General features: G+C 54.9%; 8 protein-coding genes. 5 read left to right on the top strand and 3 right to left on the bottom strand.

What is annotated here, in order from left to right:
* Positions 1 to 718: T9SS type B sorting domain-containing protein (locus FRY97_RS07360; protein ID WP_147166798.1), on the top strand; the 718-nt coding region annotated here is incomplete at its 5' end.
* 34 nt (positions 719 to 752) lie between these two features.
* Entirely contained in the window at positions 753 to 1,838 is a 1,086-nt protein-coding gene (locus FRY97_RS07355) for an aromatic ring-hydroxylating oxygenase subunit alpha (protein WP_147166797.1), read from the top strand.
* Positions 1,839 to 1,842: 4 nt separating this feature from the next.
* Here FRY97_RS07355 and FRY97_RS07350 read toward each other — a convergent pair whose 3' ends face one another.
* Positions 1,843 to 2,268: a type III secretion system chaperone gene (locus tag FRY97_RS07350; RefSeq protein WP_147166796.1), complete on the bottom strand. Its 426-nt coding sequence runs from the start codon at positions 2,266 to 2,268 to the stop codon at positions 1,843 to 1,845.
* A gap of 96 nt (positions 2,269 to 2,364) precedes the next feature.
* Positions 2,365 to 3,318: a hypothetical protein gene (locus FRY97_RS07345; RefSeq protein ID WP_147166795.1), complete on the bottom strand. Its 954-nt coding sequence runs from the start codon at positions 3,316 to 3,318 to the stop codon at positions 2,365 to 2,367.
* Positions 3,319 to 3,594: 276 nt separating this feature from the next.
* Between FRY97_RS07345 and FRY97_RS07340 the strand changes: the two genes are divergently transcribed.
* Both FRY97_RS07340 and FRY97_RS07335 read left to right on the top strand, forming a co-directional pair.
* Positions 3,595 to 4,008 carry a BlaI/MecI/CopY family transcriptional regulator gene (locus tag FRY97_RS07340; RefSeq protein ID WP_147166794.1) on the top strand — a complete coding sequence of 138 codons (414 nt, stop codon included), beginning with the start codon at positions 3,595 to 3,597 and terminating at the stop codon, positions 4,006 to 4,008.
* An 18-nt stretch (positions 4,009 to 4,026) separates the two neighbouring features.
* The gene (locus tag FRY97_RS07335; RefSeq protein ID WP_147166793.1) at positions 4,027 to 6,075 is read left to right on the top strand and encodes a M56 family metallopeptidase; all 2,049 of its coding nucleotides are present in this window, start codon (positions 4,027 to 4,029) and stop codon (positions 6,073 to 6,075) included.
* Positions 6,076 to 6,194: 119 nt separating this feature from the next.
* On the opposite strand, the gene FRY97_RS07330 is transcribed toward FRY97_RS07335, so the two are convergent.
* Positions 6,195 to 6,959 carry a LytR/AlgR family response regulator transcription factor gene (locus FRY97_RS07330; RefSeq protein WP_147166792.1) on the bottom strand — a complete coding sequence of 255 codons (765 nt, stop codon included), beginning with the start codon at positions 6,957 to 6,959 and terminating at the stop codon, positions 6,195 to 6,197.
* Positions 6,960 to 7,799: 840 nt separating this feature from the next.
* Between FRY97_RS07330 and FRY97_RS07325 the strand changes: the two genes are divergently transcribed.
* Entirely contained in the window at positions 7,800 to 20,321 is a 12,522-nt protein-coding gene (locus FRY97_RS07325) for a DUF7507 domain-containing protein (RefSeq protein WP_170254536.1), read from the top strand.
* Positions 20,322 to 20,803: the final 482 nt, after the last annotated feature.

The raw sequence follows: 20,803 nt of genomic DNA, 5'->3' as shown, positions 1-20,803 counted from the left end.
GGGGTGCGGCCCCGGGGAAAGTAGCCTGCAGGTGAGCGGGAGCGGAGGGGCAGGCCCTCTTTCCTTCGAGCTAAATGGGGCATTGGGCCGCAATAACGGCCGGTTCGACAGCCTTTCTGCCGGCGTTTTTCAGCTGACGGTGTCCGATTCTGTAGGGTGTGTTTCCGAAGTGCTTGAGGTGGAGGTGCCCGGCGCGGAGCCATTGCGGATGGCTATATTGCCCTTGCAGCCCAGCCGTTGTGGCAAGCCCGATGGCGAGCTGCAGATAGAGGTGTCGGGAGGGGCTGCCCCATACCGGTATTTCCTGGGCGATCAAGAACAGAACAGCAGTAGATGGGAGGGCCTTGTAAGTGGGGCTTATGTGCTGCAGGTTGTAGATGCTGAGGGCTGTATCCGTACGGCAGAAGGGATGGTGCTGGGCGAATGCCCTGTCTTTGTGCCCGGCGCATTTTCTCCCAATGATGATGGCCGGAATGACCGCTTCGAGCTGTTTTCGGGCCTGCCGTTCTGGGTGGCCACCTACCGCATCTATGACCGTTGGGGGGGCTTGCTTTACGAAGCCAATGGCTTCGATGGGCTGGCTGACCGCCAACGGTACTGGGATGGGGTGTCGGCCGGGGAGCCCGCTCCTGTTGGGCTTTATACCTATCAGATTGAAGTGATAAGGGGCGATGGCAGGGCAGAGCAGCTCGAAGGGGGAGTGCAGCTGGCCCGGTGAGGGCATAAACCGTCAGATTGAAAACCTAAGCGTTATGAAATACCTGCCTGCTATAGACCCGGATATCAGCCGGGCTGCAACACTGCCCTCCCGCTTTTACAGGGATATAGGGCTTTTTGAAGCCGCGAAGGATAAAATATGGGCCCGGGCCTGGCATTTTGCCGGGGATGAAGCGGTATGTCCTCATCCGGGCTACGTTTTCCCTTTTACGCTCCTCCCCGGAGTGCTCGACGAGTCTTTGCTGCTTTCCCGTACCCGTGAAGACCGCTGGCATGCCCTATCTAATGTTTGTACCCATAGGGGGAAAATCCTGGTGGAAGCGCCGGGGCCAGCGCGTCAGCTGAGCTGCGGGTACCACGGCAGGTGCTTCCGGCTCGATGGTGCTTTCAAAAGTATGCCGGGCTTTGAAGGTGCTGCCAATTTCCCTAGCCCCGCAGACGACCTTCCACCGGTCAGCCATGAGCAATGGCTGGGCATGAATTGGGTAAGCCTGAGCCCTTATGCCCCTTTCTCCGAAATTACAGCTCCGATAGCCGAGCGGGTGGGCTTCCTCCCGCTCCAAGAGCTGGAACTGATGGAAGATGGGGTGGTAGATTATCAGGTGGAGGCACACTGGGCATTGTACTGCGATAATTACCTCGAGGGGTTTCACGTGCCTTTTGTCCACCCGGCTCTGAATGAGGCCTTGGACTTTGGCGCATACGATTATGAGACTTTTGGCTACTGTAGCCTACAGATTGGGATTGCCCGGGAAGGGGAGCCGGTGTTTGATTTGCCAGAAGGCCATCCCGATGCCGGCCGGGCGGTTTATGCCTACTACTTCTTCCTCTTCCCCAACTTGATGTTCAATTTTTACCCTTGGGGGCTTTCCCTTAACCTAGTTGAGCCCCAAGCGTCCGGCCGCACAAAGGTGAGGTTCCGGGCTTACCGCTTTCGGGGCACACCATACCGGCGGGAAGACAATAGCATTGATCAGACCGAGCTGGAGGACGAAGCGGTGGTAGAGTCGGTACAGCAGGGGATACAGGCCCGGCTGTATGGAGCTGGCCGTTTTTCGCCCCAAATGGAGCGTTGTGTGCACCACTTTCATCGGTTGGTTGCCGATTTTATGAATGCCTGAGCCCTCAGGTCCGTTTTTTGAGGGCTTCGTCCTCCTCTTTTTCCAGAGGGGGGTCTGGCCCGGCGGATGAGCCAGAGTACGATGAGCCAAAAGACCTGGACAAGTTGATAACCTGCTGTATACCATCGTAGAGCTGTTCGCGGGTCATTGAGCGGAGGGGATGTGTGAACAGGCTGACAACAAAGCCTTCGTGCAGGCTATATCTCGCATCTTGGGCGTCCAGGAAATTGGCTGTCAGCATCTGCTCAAGCTGCTGAGGCCCAATTTCATTGCTTTCGATGACAGGGGTGAAGATGCGGAGCCGGTTTTCTGTTTCATCAGAAAAGAGCAGTAAGATGTATTTGGATTCATACAGCAGCCAAGCCCCCGGCTCCCCTTCGTAGTGATAGCCGGCTTTGTCCAAGGCTCGTTGCACTTTCTTGGTGGTCATGCTGCCTTGGGCCAGGCTTTGAGGCAGTGCAAGGCAGCATAGTACGAGTAAAGGGAAGATACGCCGGGAAGTCATAGGCTTTGTGGTTGATCTCAGCTACTGCATCACTTTCATCCAGTCTAGTATATCAGCATTGCTTTTCCATTCAATGTCACTGGGCAGGCTGGCTTGCTCTTGGCGGAGCAGGTCAACCACGATAGGGCGCTTCCGCCGGGTTTGTTGCCGCAGGAGGACAAAGCGGCCGTCTTGTGCAATCGCCAAGGCTGAGGTGTCAATAGGTTCGGGCTTGGGAAGGATAGGGTTGATGGAAAATCCTCCCCCCGCACGGTCGTAAGCGGGCACAATGATCTGTTGCCCGGTATCAGAGTGCAGCAGGAAGGCTTGATGGTAATGGGGGCCCTCCGGGACTTGGTAGTCAGAAAGCGGGTTGATGGGCACTGCTCGCAGCCCCTCTTCCAATTGGAATGCAAAAGCCCCACAGTCTTGTGCATAACCGATGAGGCAGTTTTCCCAAAGCTCCAGCTGCATGATATGCCCCGATTGGGCATCCACGCCAGGCCGTGGCTTGGGGAAAACAGGAGAAATAGGTGCAGAGAGGCTCTTGGTAGCCAGGTCGTACAAAAAGAAATGGGTCGCGCCTTGAATGGCGAGCAGCTGGTTTTGCCGATTGTAATTAATGGCTGCCAGGGTATAGGCAAAGTCTGGGCTCTGATCTACAGGGAGCACTTCCCGCTGCAGCAGTTCGCAGGCCGCAGGCTCGTATACGGAAAGCACCCGGAAGCTTTTGCCTAGGCGCTCATTATAGGTGCTGCTGTCTGCTGTGATCATGACGAGCACGCCCTGCTCCGGGCTGAGGTAATGGCTCCCGAGCACCTCTGTGCCAGGCACAGGGCAGGGGAGGGCGGAGGGCATAGCTGTGGCAGGCTGCAGCACTGCTGTGGTGTCGGCGGCTGCTGCTGAAGAGGAGGCTGGGCCTTCATCCGTACAGCTGTTGAGCGTTAGCAAGAGGGAAGACACGAAAAACAGCCAATAGGTGGAGAAGAGGCGCATAGGCGAGGGTTGTAGCGTTAAAGATGAACTCTAAAATACCTGCTGCTCGCACCACCTCAGGGTTGCAACCCTGTGGGCCGCTGAAGGGTCCTTAGAACTTGGCAGGCTGGAAATGCGGCATGCCCTTTGGCACCCTGTCTTTATTACAACTCCCCTTGGCAGGTATTAGTTGCCATTATTGCTCTGGGGCGCAGGCAATTTTTTACGAAAAGTTTCGTATTTAATTTTTATCTACGAACTACTTCGTATATCTTTGCTACGAAAAGAATCGTAGATATGGAGAAAAAGCCATGGCCGCGGCCTACGGAAGCTGAGCTGGAAATCCTGCAGGTCTTATGGGCCAGAGGGGCGAGCACGGTGCGTGAGGTGAACGAAGTGCTGAATGCCAACCGGGAAGTGGGCTATACGACTACCCTGAAGCTGATGCAGATTATGGTAGAGAAAGGGCTGGCCGCCCGGGATACCTCTACCCGTACCCATGTTTACACTGCTGCAGTGACAGAGCAGGACACCCAGCGTCAGCTTTTGGATAAATTCGTTGACACCACTTTTCGGGGCGCTGCGATGAAGATGGTCATGCAGGCGTTGGGCAACCATCAAGCCTCCGAGTCCGAGCTGGACGAGATCAAAGCATTGATTGAGCAACTGGAATCCGGGCAGCAGAGCGGCGGCTCTGGCACTGAAGCCTGATCAAATCACCCGATTGTTATGAATTACGTATCGAGCTTTTTGTCAGAAGACTGGGTTTATGCCTTGGGCTGGACGGTGCTACATGCGCTCTGGCAGGGGGGCGTCATGGCATTGCTGCTGGCTGCCTGCCTATTGTTGTTGCAGCGCCGGTCTGCTTTGCTCCGCTACCGGCTGAGCCTGGCTGCGTTGTTTTCCCTGCCCGCGATTTCAGTGTTGACATTCCTCAGGGTGCTGCCCAAAAAGGCTGATGCCATGGCTTTGCAGCCCGGCATGGCAGGGCAAGAGCGTCTTGTTCTGGGCCAGGGCGGCCCTATCGCTCCCCCTGAGCCCCTATTATGGGAAAGCTGGGCTGTTTTTTTTGAGCCTTGGCTCCCGTTTCTCGTGCTGGCTTGGCTGGCTGGAGCCCTTTTCTTCATGCTCCGTATGCTTGGCGGGCTAGCCTATATTCAGCGGCTGAGGTACCGCGGGCTGTTTGCGGTTGCAGATACTTGGAAGCAAGAGTTGGACAGGCTTGCCGGAAAACTGGCCTACCACCGGCCTGTTGCCCTTTGGGAGTCTGCGCTGGTGCGAGTGCCAGTCGCTATCGGCTGGCTGAAGCCAGTGATCTTGCTGCCGGTGGGCACCCTCAATGCACTTACCCCTGAGCAAGCTGAGGCGGTGCTGGCCCACGAGCTGGCCCATATTGCCCGCCACGATTACCTGATCAATGTGCTACAAGCGCTGATCGAAGCGCTGTATTATTTTAACCCGGCTGTTTGGTGGATGTCTGCCTGCGCGCGGATGGAGCGGGAGCATTGCTGCGATGATATCGCGCTAAGGCTATGCTCAGCCCCTTTGGCCTATGCCAAAGCCCTACTGTGCATAGAAACGGCAGGGCAGCAAAGCCTTCGCATGGCGATGGCTATGTCAGGGCATGGGCAGCCTCAACTGCTCGCCCGCGTACGGCGCATTCTCAACCAACCACAACAAAAACGTTTTATGATGGAGAAAACACTAGCAACAGGGCTTTTATTGGCCGCTTTGTTCCTCGCATCCTTTGCTTACGCCAGCTATCACCGGCCCTTCGAAGGGATGCCTGAAGCGCCAATTAGGCACGAGGTACTGCACGACACCTTCCCACAGGGTGAGTTTCAAATTGAAACAGACGAGAACGGGGAGACCCTCTCTGCGACGATTAAGGATGGTGTTATTGCTGAGCTGAAAGTCAATGGCAAGGCTGTGCCAGAGTCGGCATACGCGGAATATGAGCCTCAGCTGAAGCGGATAATGAGTGAAATGCCCCCGCCTCCACCTGCTCCACCTGCTCCACCCGCGCCTCCTGCTCCACCTGCTCCACCCGCGCCTCCTGCGCCGGGCAAGATCCGGATGAAAAAGGAGAAAAAGATGAAAGTCATCACTACCGAAGAGGAGAATGGGCAGGTGAAGGTCATGATAGAATCCGTGGAAGAGGGCAGCCCTATGGAAATGGAGGTCATTGTGGAGCGCAGCGAAGATGGGGAGCAAGTAATCTGGATCGATGGGAATGAAATTTTATTAGGGGATAGCCTCCTGCTGGAAAAAGACGTAGAAGTATTCCATTTTGGTGGGGAAGGCCCTTTTATCTGGAAAGGGGAAACGCCGGTTTCGGAAAGAGAAATCGAAGTGATCATTGAGCGGGCTGAGCGTGATGTGGAGCGGGCTATGCGGCAGCAAGAGCGAGAGCTGGAGCATATGGAAGAGCATCAGGCCCGGATTACTGAGCGGGCTATGCGGGATGCAGAACGCAAAGCTAGGGAGATAGAGCGCAGGATGGTACTGCGTGCAGATGCGCCTGCCATGGAGCGGGCTTTGTTTTTCCCCCGTGCGGGCAGCTCTCAATCTGCCCTGGAAAGCGCTATGCTTGAGGATGGGTTTATTGAAAGCGCCGATGATTATCGGTTTTCCCTTAATGGGAAAGGCACGCTGCGCATCAATGGCAAGAAAATGCCTGATGGGGTATACGAACGCTACAAGAAACTGTACGAGCGCAGCAGCGGGGCCGCCCTCAGCCGTGGGGACGAGATTCAGATCAACAAAAAGAAGGATTAGGAAAGGAGGGGCAGAGATGGCCTGCTTCAAGACAATCATACGCTTCATAAACTGAAACCTTTGGCAGGGCAGTACAGGATTGTGCTGCCCTGTTGCCATAGGAGCGGGCTGCGTACCGCTTAGTTGCCTTGCCCGTCCATCCATCTTTTAAAAGCGGGAGCACGGTCTCTGCTCACCGCTACTTCAAAGCTTGGGGCTGGATTTAAGTCGAGCAGCAAACGGCCATTGAAATAAGGAGCCGCCTTGCGTACGGCTTCTACGCGCGCTATGACCTTCCGGTTCAGCCGGAAAAAGTCGACGGGGGAGAGCAGCTCCTGCAGCTGATCGAGGGTATAGTCAATGGTGTAGCGTTTGTCCGCAGTTTGTGCGAATACGACGCCGTCCTCGGCAAAAAAATAAAAAAAATCGCTTGTTGGCAGGCTGATCAGACTGTTGCCCGATCTGACCAGGAAACGGGTTTTGTAGGCAGGGGCCACGAGCTTGGCCATGATATCATTGAAGATATCGGGGCTAGGAGGGGCAAAACCCGGATACAGGCGCTCGAATTTTTTGATGGCGGCCTTCAGCTCATCGGAGTCTACCGGTTTGAGCAGGTAGTCGATACTGTTTTGCTTGAACGCCCTGAGGGTGTACTGGTCATAAGCTGTTGTGAAGATCACAGGGCAGGGCACTTCGCACTGCTGGAAAATCTCGAAGCTCAGCCCATCGGCCAGCTGTATATCCAAGAAAGCCAACTGAGGTGCTGGCGCTGAAGCTAAGCGCCCTACCGCAGCGCTGATGGTGTCTAGCGCAGGTTCTATGATGGCCTCGGGCCGCAGGCTGCGGATGAGCATCCCAAGCCGTTTGGCTGCAGGGGGCTCGTCTTCAATCAGGAGAATTCGCATAGCCGGGCTCGTTTTGGCAGGAAAATACAAACTTTTTTCAGCCCCGGGAAGCGAAAACCCTCTTGCAGGGGTCTTCAGGATAGTGCAAGCGCTCATTGCACGGGCGCAAACCATCATGTCGTTTTTTGGACTGCCCCTGCCGTAAAGAGGGGGCCTGCCCCTGCCAGCGGGCAGGTGCCGCTATGCTACGGGGCTCGCTGTCCGCTCGGCCCTATCGGGCTTACACCCCTTCGCAGCGCTAGGCCAATGCCAGGCTAAAGCCCGAAAAGCATCAACGACTGCGGCATTTCGGTTCACGCCCGGTTGCACTAAGAATACGGTTTTTGGTGAATAAACTTCACCTGTGCCGGGCAGTCTGGGATACTCCAGAGATGCCCGGTTTTTTTATGGTAGGCATCCACAAGAGAGCGGGGCTAAAAATCAATAAAGTGGGAAGTTTTCCTTACTTTTGCTGAGCGAAGGCAAACGGGAACGGATGCCCTCGCTTTACAACCTACACTTTGCACGATATTCAAACTTGGACAAACCGTATGCCGCCCTTCTGGCATGCGCTCGGTATTGACATCTGCACTATTTGTAAAGAGCCCTTTACAAACCTTTCAATTGTTTAAGTATTCCAGAAAATTTGTGGGACAGTGAAATGCTGTCTGCGCAAAAAAAACATGTACTCGTTCGGCAAAAGATGCGTCTATAAAAAAAAATTGGCGCGGAATTTGCACACGGTACTGTGTAGCGGCAGCTCCCACAAGGATGCTGACGGTTGAATCCCAAACATATACCCTTAAACTATTGGGGTGCCCGCACCCCGCCAGCTTCATTATGCTTACAAATTTTAGTCACATGAGACATTGCTACACCTTACTGAACAGCCTGGAAACCCAAGCTCGCCGCCATGCGGCTACCTTCCTCTCAGGGCTAGTACTGCTATTGGCACCCGCCCTGCTCCGGGCACAAGCATCCTGTGCGGTTAGCCTGGATCATGCAGAGGTGTCCTGCAATTTTGCCGATGGGAACAGCGCATTTGAATTGGAAATCGCTTTTTCCTGGTCCGGTGTAGATGCAGAGGCGCTCAATATATCAGTGGCAGGCAGTACCCAGGCTTTCCCCATCGCTTTGGATAACGGGAATGCTACCCTCTCCCTGCCCCTGCCTGGCCCTGGCAGCGGCTTCCCCGTAGAGATTAGCGTGCCCGGTTCAGCCGGTTGCAGTGCGGACACCTTCGTGGATGCAATAGCCTGTACGCCCCCTTGCGAAGGGGATAGCGATGAAATCGGTGGCCTTGCCTGGCAAGACTTCAATTTGGATGGCCAAATGGGCGCAGAGCCTGCCTTGCCCAACGTCTTGGTGGAAGCTTATGATTGTGAAGGCCAGCTGGCGGGCAGTGCTTTTACCAATGCCGATGGGCAGTGGCGGATTACCGGGCTTGAGCCCGGGGCTGCTTACCGCGTGGAGTTCCGCCCGCCTTCTGGCAGCAACTTGTTTTCCACTTTCCTGGGCACACAGCACAAGTCGAATGTGCAATTCACGGATGCGGGCAATTGTACGCTGCTTGTAGGCTTCGCACCGGTCAATACGGAGGAGGATTGTTTCAACCCGGACAACCCGGTGAACAACTGCATAGAAAACTTTAACACCCTGGATTGGGGCCAGGTCGCCAATGGAGCGATCCCTTTCCCTTTCCCTCCCTTTACCCGCGAAATCGGTGGAGATGAAATCGCTTGGGCACGGAGCACAGATGGGGGCACGCCTTACACCCATCGTGTATACCACAATATGCTGGGGGGCGAACAGGAGTACTACCTGCTGGAAATGGAAGGCGACAACAGCAACCCCGCCCGCCCGCAGGACGTAGGGGTCGTCTTTTCCCTCAACCGGCCTGTGCAGCGGCTCATTGTGCCCATTTTGGATATCGATGTCAATGGGGATGCCGTAGACCGCGTTGTGGTGAAGGCTTACCTTGGCGGCCGCCCGGTAGCACTAGATCTGGATGAGACCATCATCGGGCTGGATGTCAACTACCTCGGCGATGGGGTTTTTGAAGGCACCACAGCCGTTAATGATGCCTCTACCCGGGGCAACGTTATAGTGGAGTTTAGGGAAACGGTGGACCAAGTGTCCATCACTTATACTGCAACGGCTTCGGGGGCAGTCAACCCTGGCTTGCAGGCCATTGGCCTTGGCGATATCGCCTGGTGCGAAAGCCCTGTCCCGGTCGCCCCTCAATGTACCCGGCGCCTCGATTGGATCCTGCAAGCGGACAACGCAGCAGATGCGCTGCCGCTCATGGTCGGCACGGCAACTGTTTCTGTGCACAACAGCGACCCCTCCGGCATTGCCGCAAGCAGCGGGTTTAAAGTGGACAACGATCAGACACCGCTGGGCGGTACCCGAGGCTTTTGGCCTTTAGCTATGAACGCTTCGGCGGCAGGGCAGTATGTAGAAAGCGGTTTTAGCTTCAACCTGCCAGTAGAACAAGTTGAGTTTGCTGTGCTGGGCATCGATGCCCTGCCAGGCAGCTATCAGGACCACGTCACGGTCCGGGCTTTCCTGGAAGGGGTGGAGGTCCCGCTTGCCTTAGGCAACATCAGCGCCGATGGCAGCTATACGGGCCCGGCCACGACGGTGCTCAATGCCAATACTTACCTGGGCGGTACCCTAAGCCTCAATCCGGTCAACACGGCAGGCAATGTGCGGGTGCAGATACCTGAAAAGATAGACTCCGTAGTAGTGCGCCTCGAGGCGGGCGCTACAGGAGGAACTGACCCAGCCTCCCAAATGATTGGCATCAGCGACCTGCACTTCTGTATCTGCCAGCCACCTGCTATTCAGCTGGGCGATTATGTATGGGAAGACGAGGACGGCAATGGGGTGCAAAATCCTTGTGAGCCGCCTATGCCTGGGCTTCGGGTAAGTCTTTATGATGCCAACGGGCAGTACCTGGCCCGTACGGCCACCAACGCGGAAGGCCGGTATACCTTTACCCATTCGAACAACCTGCAGGAGCAGTGGGCCAGCGAAGGCCGTATACTGCCTGGCGAAACCTACTATATCGTATTCGGGCGGGATGATCAGAACCCTTCTAATCAGTACATCCGCTTGAACAACCGGATATTTCAGCCAACGGCTAAGTTGCAGGGCGAGGGCGCTGTACCCGCTTTCAACGATTCATCCGTTGACCCTGGCCTGCCTGCTGAATCCCTGCCTGGCGATGTCCCCTCAGGCTTGCCTCTGATTGTTTATACTGCAGGGCAGGCTGGCCTGGCAAACCATTCGCTGGATGCCGGCTTCCAGGAAGTCTACTTCGACCTTGCACTGTCCAAAACAATAGATACCACATTGACCCCGCCCCCATTTCAGCCGGGCAGCCTGGTCAGCTTCAATATTACGGTCAAGAACGAGGGCGTGCTGAGCAGCACCTTTGCAAGGGTGATCGACTACCTCCCTGCTGGGCTCAGCCTGGTCGATGCCGGCCCTTACCATCAGAGCGGTAATATTTTTACTTTGCCGGCTATTGCACCTGGCGATTCCCTGGTGCTCACCCCGACGTACCGCATCAGCCCGGATTTTGATGGGGCTTCAATAATCAATGCTGCAGAAATTGGGCAAGCTAACAATGCTGTGAACTATGCCGATCTGGATTCTCAGCCTGACTTTATCAACGGCAATGATGCCCAAGGGGAAGATGACTATGGCTTCGTCGAAATCCCGGTAGAAGCTACGGCCGTCTTTGACCTTTCACTGGAAAAGACAGTGAATGGGGCAGGCCCTTTTGAGCCTGGGCAGGAAGTGACCTTCACCCTGGCCGTCACTAACGAAGGCGACTTGGAGGCAGCTAATGTCCAATTGCGAGATTTTATCCCCAATGGCCTGACAGTCAACGATAACAACTGGGCGGTAGCAGATGGGGAAGCCACGCTGTTGTCTCCAATCGCTAGTATTGCGCCAGGCGAGACGGTGGCGCGGGATATCACCTTCTCGATCAATGCCTTTTTTGCACAGCCTAATATTGTCAACAGGGCTGAAATCCTTTCCGCGGAAGGCGGCGCGGCTGACGAAGACTCTACCCCTGGCAATAATATACCTGAAGAAGATGATCAGGACAGTGAGCTGATTGTCATTCAGCCAACGGCTGACCTGGCCTTGGAAAAGCTGGCCCCGCTGGGCGGCCCGTTCGCCCCGGGCGAGCTCGTGACTTTTACTTTCCGCGTCCACAATGAAGGCTCCCTGCTGGCGACAAACATACAGCTTGCTGATTACGTGCCGGAAGGCCTGACTTTGGAAGATAACAACTGGTTTATGTCCGGAGGGCAGGCAAACCTCAATACGCCCATCTTGGCTGTTCTGCCTGGCGCAAGTGTCAACGTGCCGATCACTTTCCGCATTGGCGAAGGGGTAGAAGCTACTAGCCTGGCCAATGCCGGTGAGATCAAGAGCTTCAACAACCCGGCCAATGAGCCCGATACAGACTCCACCCCAGGCAACTTCAGCAATAGCGAAGATGACGATGCAACAGCTACCATCATTTTGGAGCAGCCACAAAATGTCTTTGACCTTTCGCTGGCCAAAGAAGTGAGCAGCCCCGGCCCATTTGCTCCAGGACAGCTGGTGACTTTCAACATTATTGTCACCAACGAAGGCAACCTGACTGCTTTTGATGTCGGTGTGATCGACTACCTGCCGGACGGGCTCTCGCTGGCTGACCCCGATTGGATGCCCAACCTGAGCACGGCGCTCCTGATGGTGCCCATCCCTGTTATTGCCCCGGGAGCTTCCGCCACCGTGTCTATTACCTGTCAGGTAGAGAACGGCATGAGCGGGCTCGGCATCACCAACCGCGCGGAAATCATCTCAGGTTCCAATAATTTGGGCTTGCCGGATATCGACTCTGTCCCTTTTAATGGAGTAGACAATGCCGAAGACGATAACGGCAGTGCAACCATTCAGGTGACAGAAGCGGTTGAGAACTTTGACCTTTCCCTTAACAAATCGGTCAGCAGCAGCGGCCCGTTCGCACCGGGCAGTACCGTGACCTTTACCCTTCAAGTCAAAAATGAGGGTACGCTACAGGCTACACAGGTACAATTGTCCGACTATATCCCCCAAGGGTTGACCCTTGCTGACGCAGACTGGACTGCGGCCAACGGCATCGCTACCCTGAATAATCCTATAGCTGTCATCCCTGGCGGTGCCGCTCAAAACGTAGACATTACTTTCAATATCGATAGTGGCTACACAGGCACATCCATCAATAATACAGCAGAGATCCGTAGCTTCAGCAATCCTCTGGGCTTGCCTGATGATGATTCCACCCCCGATAATGGGGACCCCAACGAAGACGACTTCGATAACAGCCTGATTGCCATTGCGCAGCAATTTGATTTGGCTTTGAGCAAGACGGTGCTTACTCAAGGGCCGTATGCCCCGGGCCAGCTCGTTACCTACAGCCTCAATGTGGTCAACCAAGGGAATATCACAGCAGTCAACGTAGGGCTGAACGATTACTACCCTTTCCAACAGCTGCTGCCGGCAGATGCAGATTGGCAGGCTGCAGGTGGCAATACCCTCCGGCTCATCAATCCTATACCGTCTATCGCGCCAGGGCAGACCGTTTCCGTGCCCATCACTTTCCAAGTGCGGAGTGATATAGCCTGTGGTGCAGTGGCTACTAACTGCGCGGAGATCCGCGGAGCAGGCAATGCTCAGCCCGATGTGGATTCCACGCCTGCGAATGGCAGCCACGATGAAGACGATGACGATGCCATTGATATCACTATTTCCTGTCAGCAGGAGTTTGATCTGTCTTTGGAAAAAACCGTGGTTACAGAGGGCGCGGCTTTCAGCCCAGGGCAGTCTGTTACCTTTGGCATTACAGTCACTAACGAAGGTGAAGCTACCGCAACAGCAGTACAAGTGGTGGACTACCTGCCAAATGGCACTTTCCTCGTCGACAACAACTGGGAAAGCATAGGCAATAACCAGGTCCGCCTGCTTCAGCCTATTGTCAACCTGGCCCCTGGGCAATCGGTCACCCGCAATATTTCGCTGTTCATCGGTAGCGGCTATTCGGGCACAACACTGACCAACTTCGCTGAAATCCTTAGTGCTTCGAACGCAGCTGGATCGCCTGATGTGGATTCTACCCCGGGCAACGGTGCAGTAGAAGCTGGGGAGGACGATTTTGACGGGGCGACCATCAATATGGAAACCCGTACCTTCGACCTGGCGCTCAGCAAATCGCTGAAAACGAGCGAAACCCCCGGCCCGTTCCTGCCTGGAGATGAAGTGGTCTTCCGCATCAGTGTCACCAACCAGGGAAATGTGCAGGCGCAGAATGTTCAAGTGCGCGATTACATCCCCAACGGCCTTATCCTGAACGATCCGAACTGGATGCAGAACGGCAGCTTTGCCCAGCTCGATGGCGGGCTAGGCAGCCTAGCCCCTGGCGCGACCCTCAGCCGGGACATCCGTTTTGTCATCAGCGGGGCTTTCGCCCAAACTTCATTGACCAACTTTGCAGAAATCTCAGCCGCAAGCAATGGGTTCAGCCTGGCCGATGTAGACTCTACGCCGGGCAACGGTGTTCAGGGTGCGAACGAAGATGACTACGACGGGGCCACTATCGCTGTGATCCAGAATCAGTTTGACCTGGCCTTGGTGAAATCATTGAATACTACACTGACGCCTGGCCCATTCTCTCCGGGCAGTGCAGTGACCTTCCGCCTCACGGTGTCCAATCAGGGCGACCTGACGGCGCAGACGGTCAGTTTGCGCGATTTTATCCCGGAAGGGCTCGTGCTCAATGACCCGGCCTGGTCCATAAGCGGGGGCAATGCCGTTTACAACGGGGCCATCACCAATCTGCAGCCTGGCAACAGCCAATCAGTGAACATATCTTTCCTGATCGCAGATGATTTCACCGCCCCGTCCATCAGCAACTTTGCCGAGATATTGTCAGCCACCAACGGCTTGGGCCTAAATGATGAGGACTCTGTCCCCGGCAACGGCTTGAACGGGCAAAATGAAGACGACTTCGATGGCGCTGCCATTACCATTACCTATCCACAGCAAACTTTTGACCTGGCCTTGGAAAAGAGCCTGAACACAGCCGCAACCCCTGGCCCATTTGTCCCAGGCAGTACGGTGACCTTTACCATTACGGTAGAAAATCAGGGGACAACCAGTGCACAGCAAGTGCAGCTTGCAGACTATGTGCCCCTTGGGCTTACCTTAGACGACAACAACTGGCAGATGCAAGGGGCTACAGCCCGCCTGCAGACGCCTATTGCTAATATTCCGGTGGGCGGTACGGTATCCCGGGACATCACCTTTACGATCAACGGCAATTTTGCCGGGCAGTCCATCAATAACTTTGCAGAAATCTTCTCCTTCAGCAACCCCCTCAGCCTGAGTGACGAAGACTCCACCCCGGGCAATGGCCTGGCTGGGCAGGGTGAGGACGACTTTGATAGTGCTGCCATCACGGTCAGCCCAGAGACAGAGCAGGTGTTCGACCTCTCACTCGCTAAAGGGCTGCAATCACAAGGGCCATTCCTGCCCGGCGATCTAGTGACCTTCGTCTTTACGGTAACGAACGAAGGCAATGTCACTGCGCAGAATATCCGTTTGCGCGACTTTGTGCCGCAGGGCATGCTGCCAGCAGACCTGAATTGGTCCTCAAATGGGAGTACAGTTGTCCTGAACAACCCAATTGCGTCCTTGGCGCCGGGGGCATCCACTACAGTCACACTGGATCTGGCCATCGGCATTGCCTTCCAAGGCAGCTCCATCACTAACTTTGGCGAAATCAGTGCGGCAACGAACCCGGCGGGGCTTCCCGATATAGATTCTACGCCAAACAATGGTTTCGGCGGGCCACAGGAAGATGATTTCAGCAGCGTTACCTTCCCGGTATTCTTGAGCAACTTCGACTTGGCGCTGGTCAAGACCGTCGCTACTGTCGGGCCATTTGAGCCGGGAGATGAGGTGACCTTCAACCTGCACGTCAATAATCAAGGTGGGCTGGTTGCCCAAAATGTAGAGCTGTCGGACTTTGTCCCCCAGGGGCTTATACTGAACGACTCAGACTGGACCCTGCTTGGCGGCGTAGCTACTCTCAATCAACCTATCGAGAGCATTAGCGCAGGGCAGATTGTGACGGTTCCGATTACTTTTATCATTGATGCGGATTATAGCGGTGAGTCCATCATCAATACTGCTGAGATACTGGCTGCAGGCAACCCTATCGGGGCCGGGGATTTGGATTCCACGCCTGGCAATGGTGCGGCTGCGCCCAATGAAGACGATTACGACAGCGCTACAGTCATTGTCACCCAAGTACCAGAGGCGGTGTTCGACCTGGCACTGACAAAGCGGGTGAATACCGGTCAGACGCCGGCTCCTTATGCGTTGGGCGATGATGTGGTATACAACATCACCATCACCAATCAAGGTGATTTCCCGGCATACAACATCACGGTGACAGATTATATCCCTGCCGGCCTCATCTTGGATGATGCCAACTGGGCGCTGGGTTCAGGTATGGCATCACGGGTAATCCCTGGCCCTGTGGCTCCGGGCGGTGGCACTGCTACTGTTTCTATCCGCTTTCAGATAGACCCGGCATACACGGGCTCTGTCATTACGAATTTTGCCGAGATCAGCGCAGCTGATGACGATCAGGTGGCTGGCAATACGCCTCCTGTAGATATCGATTCTCCTTATGATACCAACCCTGCCAATGATGCCGGCGGCGCTCCGGGCACAGCTGCCGACAACGCCATCAATGGCAACGGTACAGGTGCCCCCGGCAGCAACGTGGCCATTTTGGACGAGGACGACCACGACCCGGCCATGATTGTCTTGGACAACTGCGATGGGCTCAATGCGGGGATCAACGGTACTTTAGAGGTCTGCCTGACCTGCACCCCGGATGAAGTCATCCTGAACCTGTTTGATGGGCTAGGCGGAAACCCAAGCCCGGGCGGTTTCTGGACGGAGTCTACGGCCTCCGGCGTCAGCTTGGTCAACCCGGCAGCTGTAGACTTTACCAATGTGCCTATGGGGGTTTACACTTTTGTGTACACGGTAGGTGGCATGGGCGGCTGCCCACAGCAGTCTGCAACAGTTACAGTGAACAAGGAAGACATTTCCGCGTTTGCGTGCAACGATCAGATCAACGTGACCTTTGGCACAAGCTGTGAGATAGTGGTTTCTCCAGATATGCTCCTAGAAGGAGAAGACGACTGTATGAACTCCCTGCAGGTCGAGCTGTTCAACGAGGCTGGGCAGAGCATTGGCAATACGATTACTGGCGCAGAGGTAGGGCAGCTGTTGTTCGCGTTTGTAGTAGACCCCTTCTGTGGCAATTTCTGCGAAAGCCGTATTTCAGTAACCGATCAGACCTCGCCCACGATTGTCTGCCCCACACAAGAAGCCGATCTCCTTTGCAATGAGCTAGACCTGGTGATGGACAACGTAGGCAGCCTGGCCGATCTTGGGCAGCCTCAGATTTTAGACAACTGTGGCGATTTCAATACCGTTACTTTCGAGGACGTGATGGTGATGGGGCAAGAAAGCTGTGAGGATCAGATCATCAACCGGACCTTCACGGTGACCGACCCTGCGGGCAATGCTACGCAATGTACACAGCAGATCACCTTCCGCCCGGCAAGCTTGTCTGACATCATGCCCTTCCCTGAGTCGGTATTCTACTCTTGTACAGAAAGCTATGAGACCGATGTGGCAGGTAACCCTCTGCCCGACCCTTCTACAGCTCCGCAGCTTGATGGCTTCTACGGTACTTACAATATTGGGCAGAGCCTCTGCAATATCGGGGTGACCTACGAGGACAGCGCACCTCTGTTCGAGTGTGAAGGCACTTTCCGGATTGTGCGGGAGTGGACCCTCATCGACTTTTGTGCGCCCAATGGGCAAAATGTAGAGACACAACTGCAGATCATACGGGTAGGGGACGTAGAAGGGCCTACTGTTACCATTCCGAACCCGGATACGAACAATGACGGCATCCCCGAGCCGCTCGTCTACTCGACGGGCACCTTCGATTGTACCGCAGCTATTGTGGTGCCTATGCCGGGAGTGACAGACAACTGCTCTGGCTGGGAGGTACAAACCTCCATCGTAATTGATGAGGTCGTGCCCCTGGTCAATCAGTTTGGGCTGTTGATCGGCTACGATACAATACCGACTGTATTCCAGACGATTCAGCCCGGTGAATCCCGTTTTGTGACGGGCATCCCGATCGGCTGCCACACTATCCGTTATAAAGTGACAGACGATTGCAACAACTTCACAGTCACCGAGGCGCCCTTTTGTATTGAAGACCAAATTGAGCCTGCTGCGGTGTGCAACGATGATTTGAACATCTCGCTTGGCGGAGATGGTGCAGCTCGTGTATTCGCTTCAGATGTGGATGAGGGCAGCAACGACAATTGTGAAATTGCTACGCTGGAAGTGCGCCGCCTAGTGGAGCTTGACCCGGGCGATTGCAGTGATGTGACAGACTATTATACTGATTGGGGCCCGTTCGTAGATTTTACCTGTTGTGATGCAGGCCGTATGGTGACCATCGAATTGCGGGTGACCGATATTTACGGCAATCAGAACATCTGCTGGCTGGAAGTGCTGGTAGAAGATAAGATCAACCCGTTCTGTATTGCTCCTCCGAGCACGTCCATCAGCTGTGCTGACCTACCCGGCAGCTTCGTGCCTGAGGACACGCAGGCTTTGGAAGCCTTGTTCGGCTTTGCAGAAGGAGACGACGATTGCGGCCCGGTTTCCGTTCAGGAGTTTGCGGCCGATGTCAACCTCGATGATTGTGGGTTTGGCACTATTGTACGGACGTTCCAGGCTGCAGATGCGGCTGGCAACCTCTCTACAAATACCTGTTCACAGGTGATCACGGTGGAGCAGGAGTTCAACTATACCATCAAGTTCCCTAAAGATGAGGTGTCCAATTGTGGAGTGCCCTCTCCGGATACGATCCTGCTGAACGGCATGGGCTGCGATATGCTCTCCGTAAATGTAGAGGACGAGATTTTTACCCCTAACGGGAGCAGCTCAGACCCGGCCTGTTATAAGATATTCCGCCGCTACCGTGTGCAGAATATGTGCGAATGGGACGGCATATCTGGCCCGCTCATTGTAGGCAGGAATGAAGATTGTGACGGGGCTCCTGGAGACGAGGATGTTTGGGTGGTCCGTACACCCGGCAGTACGTTCATCGATCGTGACGGCAACCCCAACAACAGTGTGCCTGCCTTTGGCACCAAAGGGACATCTTGCGATGGCAATACCAACCCTGCCGGTTATTGGCGCACAGTACAGTCTGTAGGCTACTGGCAGTACACCCAGATAATCGAAGTGCGGGACACCGAGGCTCCTCAGATCAGCTTCACAGACCCCGGGCAGTTCTGCAGTATCAATCAGGTGACCTGTAATGCAAATGTGGACTTCCCGTTTGTGGTAGCAGAAAATTGTGACCCGGAGAACCTCTCCATCAGCGTGAGCTTGGATGCAGGTGCCAACGGCAGTATCGATTTCAACGTGAGCAGCGAGCTGTCCGGTACTTACCCCAACTACAGCATAGGAGGCGAGTACCCGATCGGCAGCCATGCATTTGTGGTCACGGTGGAGGATGGCTGTGGCGGCAACACCGCTGTAGCGACACTCCCATTTGAAGTGGTGGACTGTGCAGCGCCTACGCTTACCTGCCTGAACGGGCTTACCTTCAACCTGCAGGCGTTGCCACCGGACACCGATATTGATGGCGATGGACAGATTGATATTGCAGGTGCGGGCATCTGGGCTTCGGACTTCCATATCAACGAGTCGGATTGCAGCGATGATACCATCGGGTTCGCTATCAACCTGCCCGGTGAAACGCCAGACTTTTCACAGACGAGCCTGTACTTTACCTGCGAGGACGTAGGCACAATCGATGTAGAAGTGTACTTCTTCGACAGCGCTTACAATCCGGAGGCCGTGCAGCCTGATGGCAGTATTGGAGGGCCTAACTGGGACTTCTGTACTACGTTTATTGAGCTGACCGACAACAATAGCGTTTGTGACAACCCTGAAGCCGCACCGATGATGGCGGGGCTGATCTCACGGGAGAACGATGATGCTGTGCAGGATGTAGAAGTGGCCCTCAGCGGTGCTATGAGCTCTATGGCTATGACCTCGAGCAACGGCACCTACGAGTTTGCCGAGCTGCCGATGGGGTACGATTATACCCTGACCCCTTCGCGCAATAATGACCACAGAAACGGCATCTCTACTCTAGACCTCATCACGATTCAGCAGCATTTGCTAGGGATTTCCCTGTTGGACAGCCCCTACAAGCGCATTGCTGCGGATGCCAACCGGTCTAATGCCATTACGACGCTGGATATGATAGAAATTCAGAAGCTGATCCTCGGCGAGATCACTGAGTTTACCAATAACACGAGCTGGCGTTTCGTCGACCGGGAGTTCAGCTTCCCGGTCCCCTCAAACCCCTGGTTCTCTGTTTTCCCAGAATCTATTTCTGTGAACGACCTCGATAGCGATGTCATGTCCAATGATTTTGTAGCGATCAAAATCGGTGATGTGAACAACTCCGCCACTACGACCCAATTTAGCGGCTTGGAAGAGCGGAGCAGCGAGACCGTTGCATTACGCCTCGAAGATCATCACCTACAGGCAGACAGCCAAGTCATTGTCCCATTTGCGGTAGCGGCAGCTGACCAACTTGAGGGCTATCAGTTTACCTTGGAGTTTGACCCCGCTGTACTTCAGCTGGCGGATGTCAGTTACGGTATTGCCGACGAGAACAGCCTGGGCTTGTACGATGCTGCCCAAGGCCGCATTACTGCGAGCTGGTACGATCAGCATGCCTTTGAGTGGCCAGAGGACGGCCAATTGGAGCTGTTCGCCCTTACCTTTGAGGTGCTGAGCACAGGTGGAGGCGCCCTGAGCAGTGAGCTTCTGCTCAGCTCAGCGGTGACGACTGCGGAAGCTTACCGTAGGGATGGGGCCCGGCTAGGGGTAGCGCTCGATTTCGGGCAAGCACTGCCTACCGGTACGGCCAGTGCAACAGCGATGCCTTTCCGCCTCCATCAAAACCGGCCTAACCCGTTTGGCGAAAGCACAGTCATTGGTTTTGAATTGCCGGAAGCGGGCACTGCCCAACTTCAGGTATACGACCTTCAGGGCCGCTTGTTGAAGCGGGTAGCCGGGCACTACGCAGCAGGTTATCATGAGGTCGCCCTCCGTAGGGAAGACTTGGGCACCACAGGAGTCCTTTACTATCAGCTGCAGGCTGCAGGGCAGACCGCTACCCGGAAAATGGTATTATTGAAATAAGCAAAGTGAAGCCTGCCAGCGATACTTCGCTGGCAGGCTTTCATTGGAATGGCCAGGGGGAGTGTGGCAAAGGAACTGTTTCAGCCCTGCAATACCCCCTGTATATCAAGCCTGCTCAATGGAGGGGGGCGGAAGTTGAATAATTCAGAGTATTTTAGCATTTTTACAATATGGTGTTCCTGTGGGCACACCGCTCCATGCTATAGGCACACCATAAATGCTCCGTGGCTGGCAATGTGCTGCCAAAAGCCCCTTCTTCCCTTCGAAGCGTACGTAAAGCAAACAAACACTTAATTTGGCAACAGCTCCCTAATTCTTTATAGCCTGCTGCGCCCGCTGCTGGTTTTTGATCAAAAAAAGGCAGCTGAGTAGCCGAATTTCGAATTAATGGAGTCTATCTAACAAACTACGCGCTTCTATTTGTATTTAAGCTTGTAGATTTGTCGTATATGATAATTGTCGATTGAAGGTAAAAGGGCGCT

The sequence above is a fragment of the Phaeodactylibacter luteus genome, from assembly GCF_007993045.1.
Taxonomy (GTDB): domain Bacteria; phylum Bacteroidota; class Bacteroidia; order Chitinophagales; family Saprospiraceae; genus Phaeodactylibacter; species Phaeodactylibacter luteus.
Note: the sequence above shows the minus strand (reverse complement) of the source record. Positions and strands in the feature narration are given on the sequence as shown.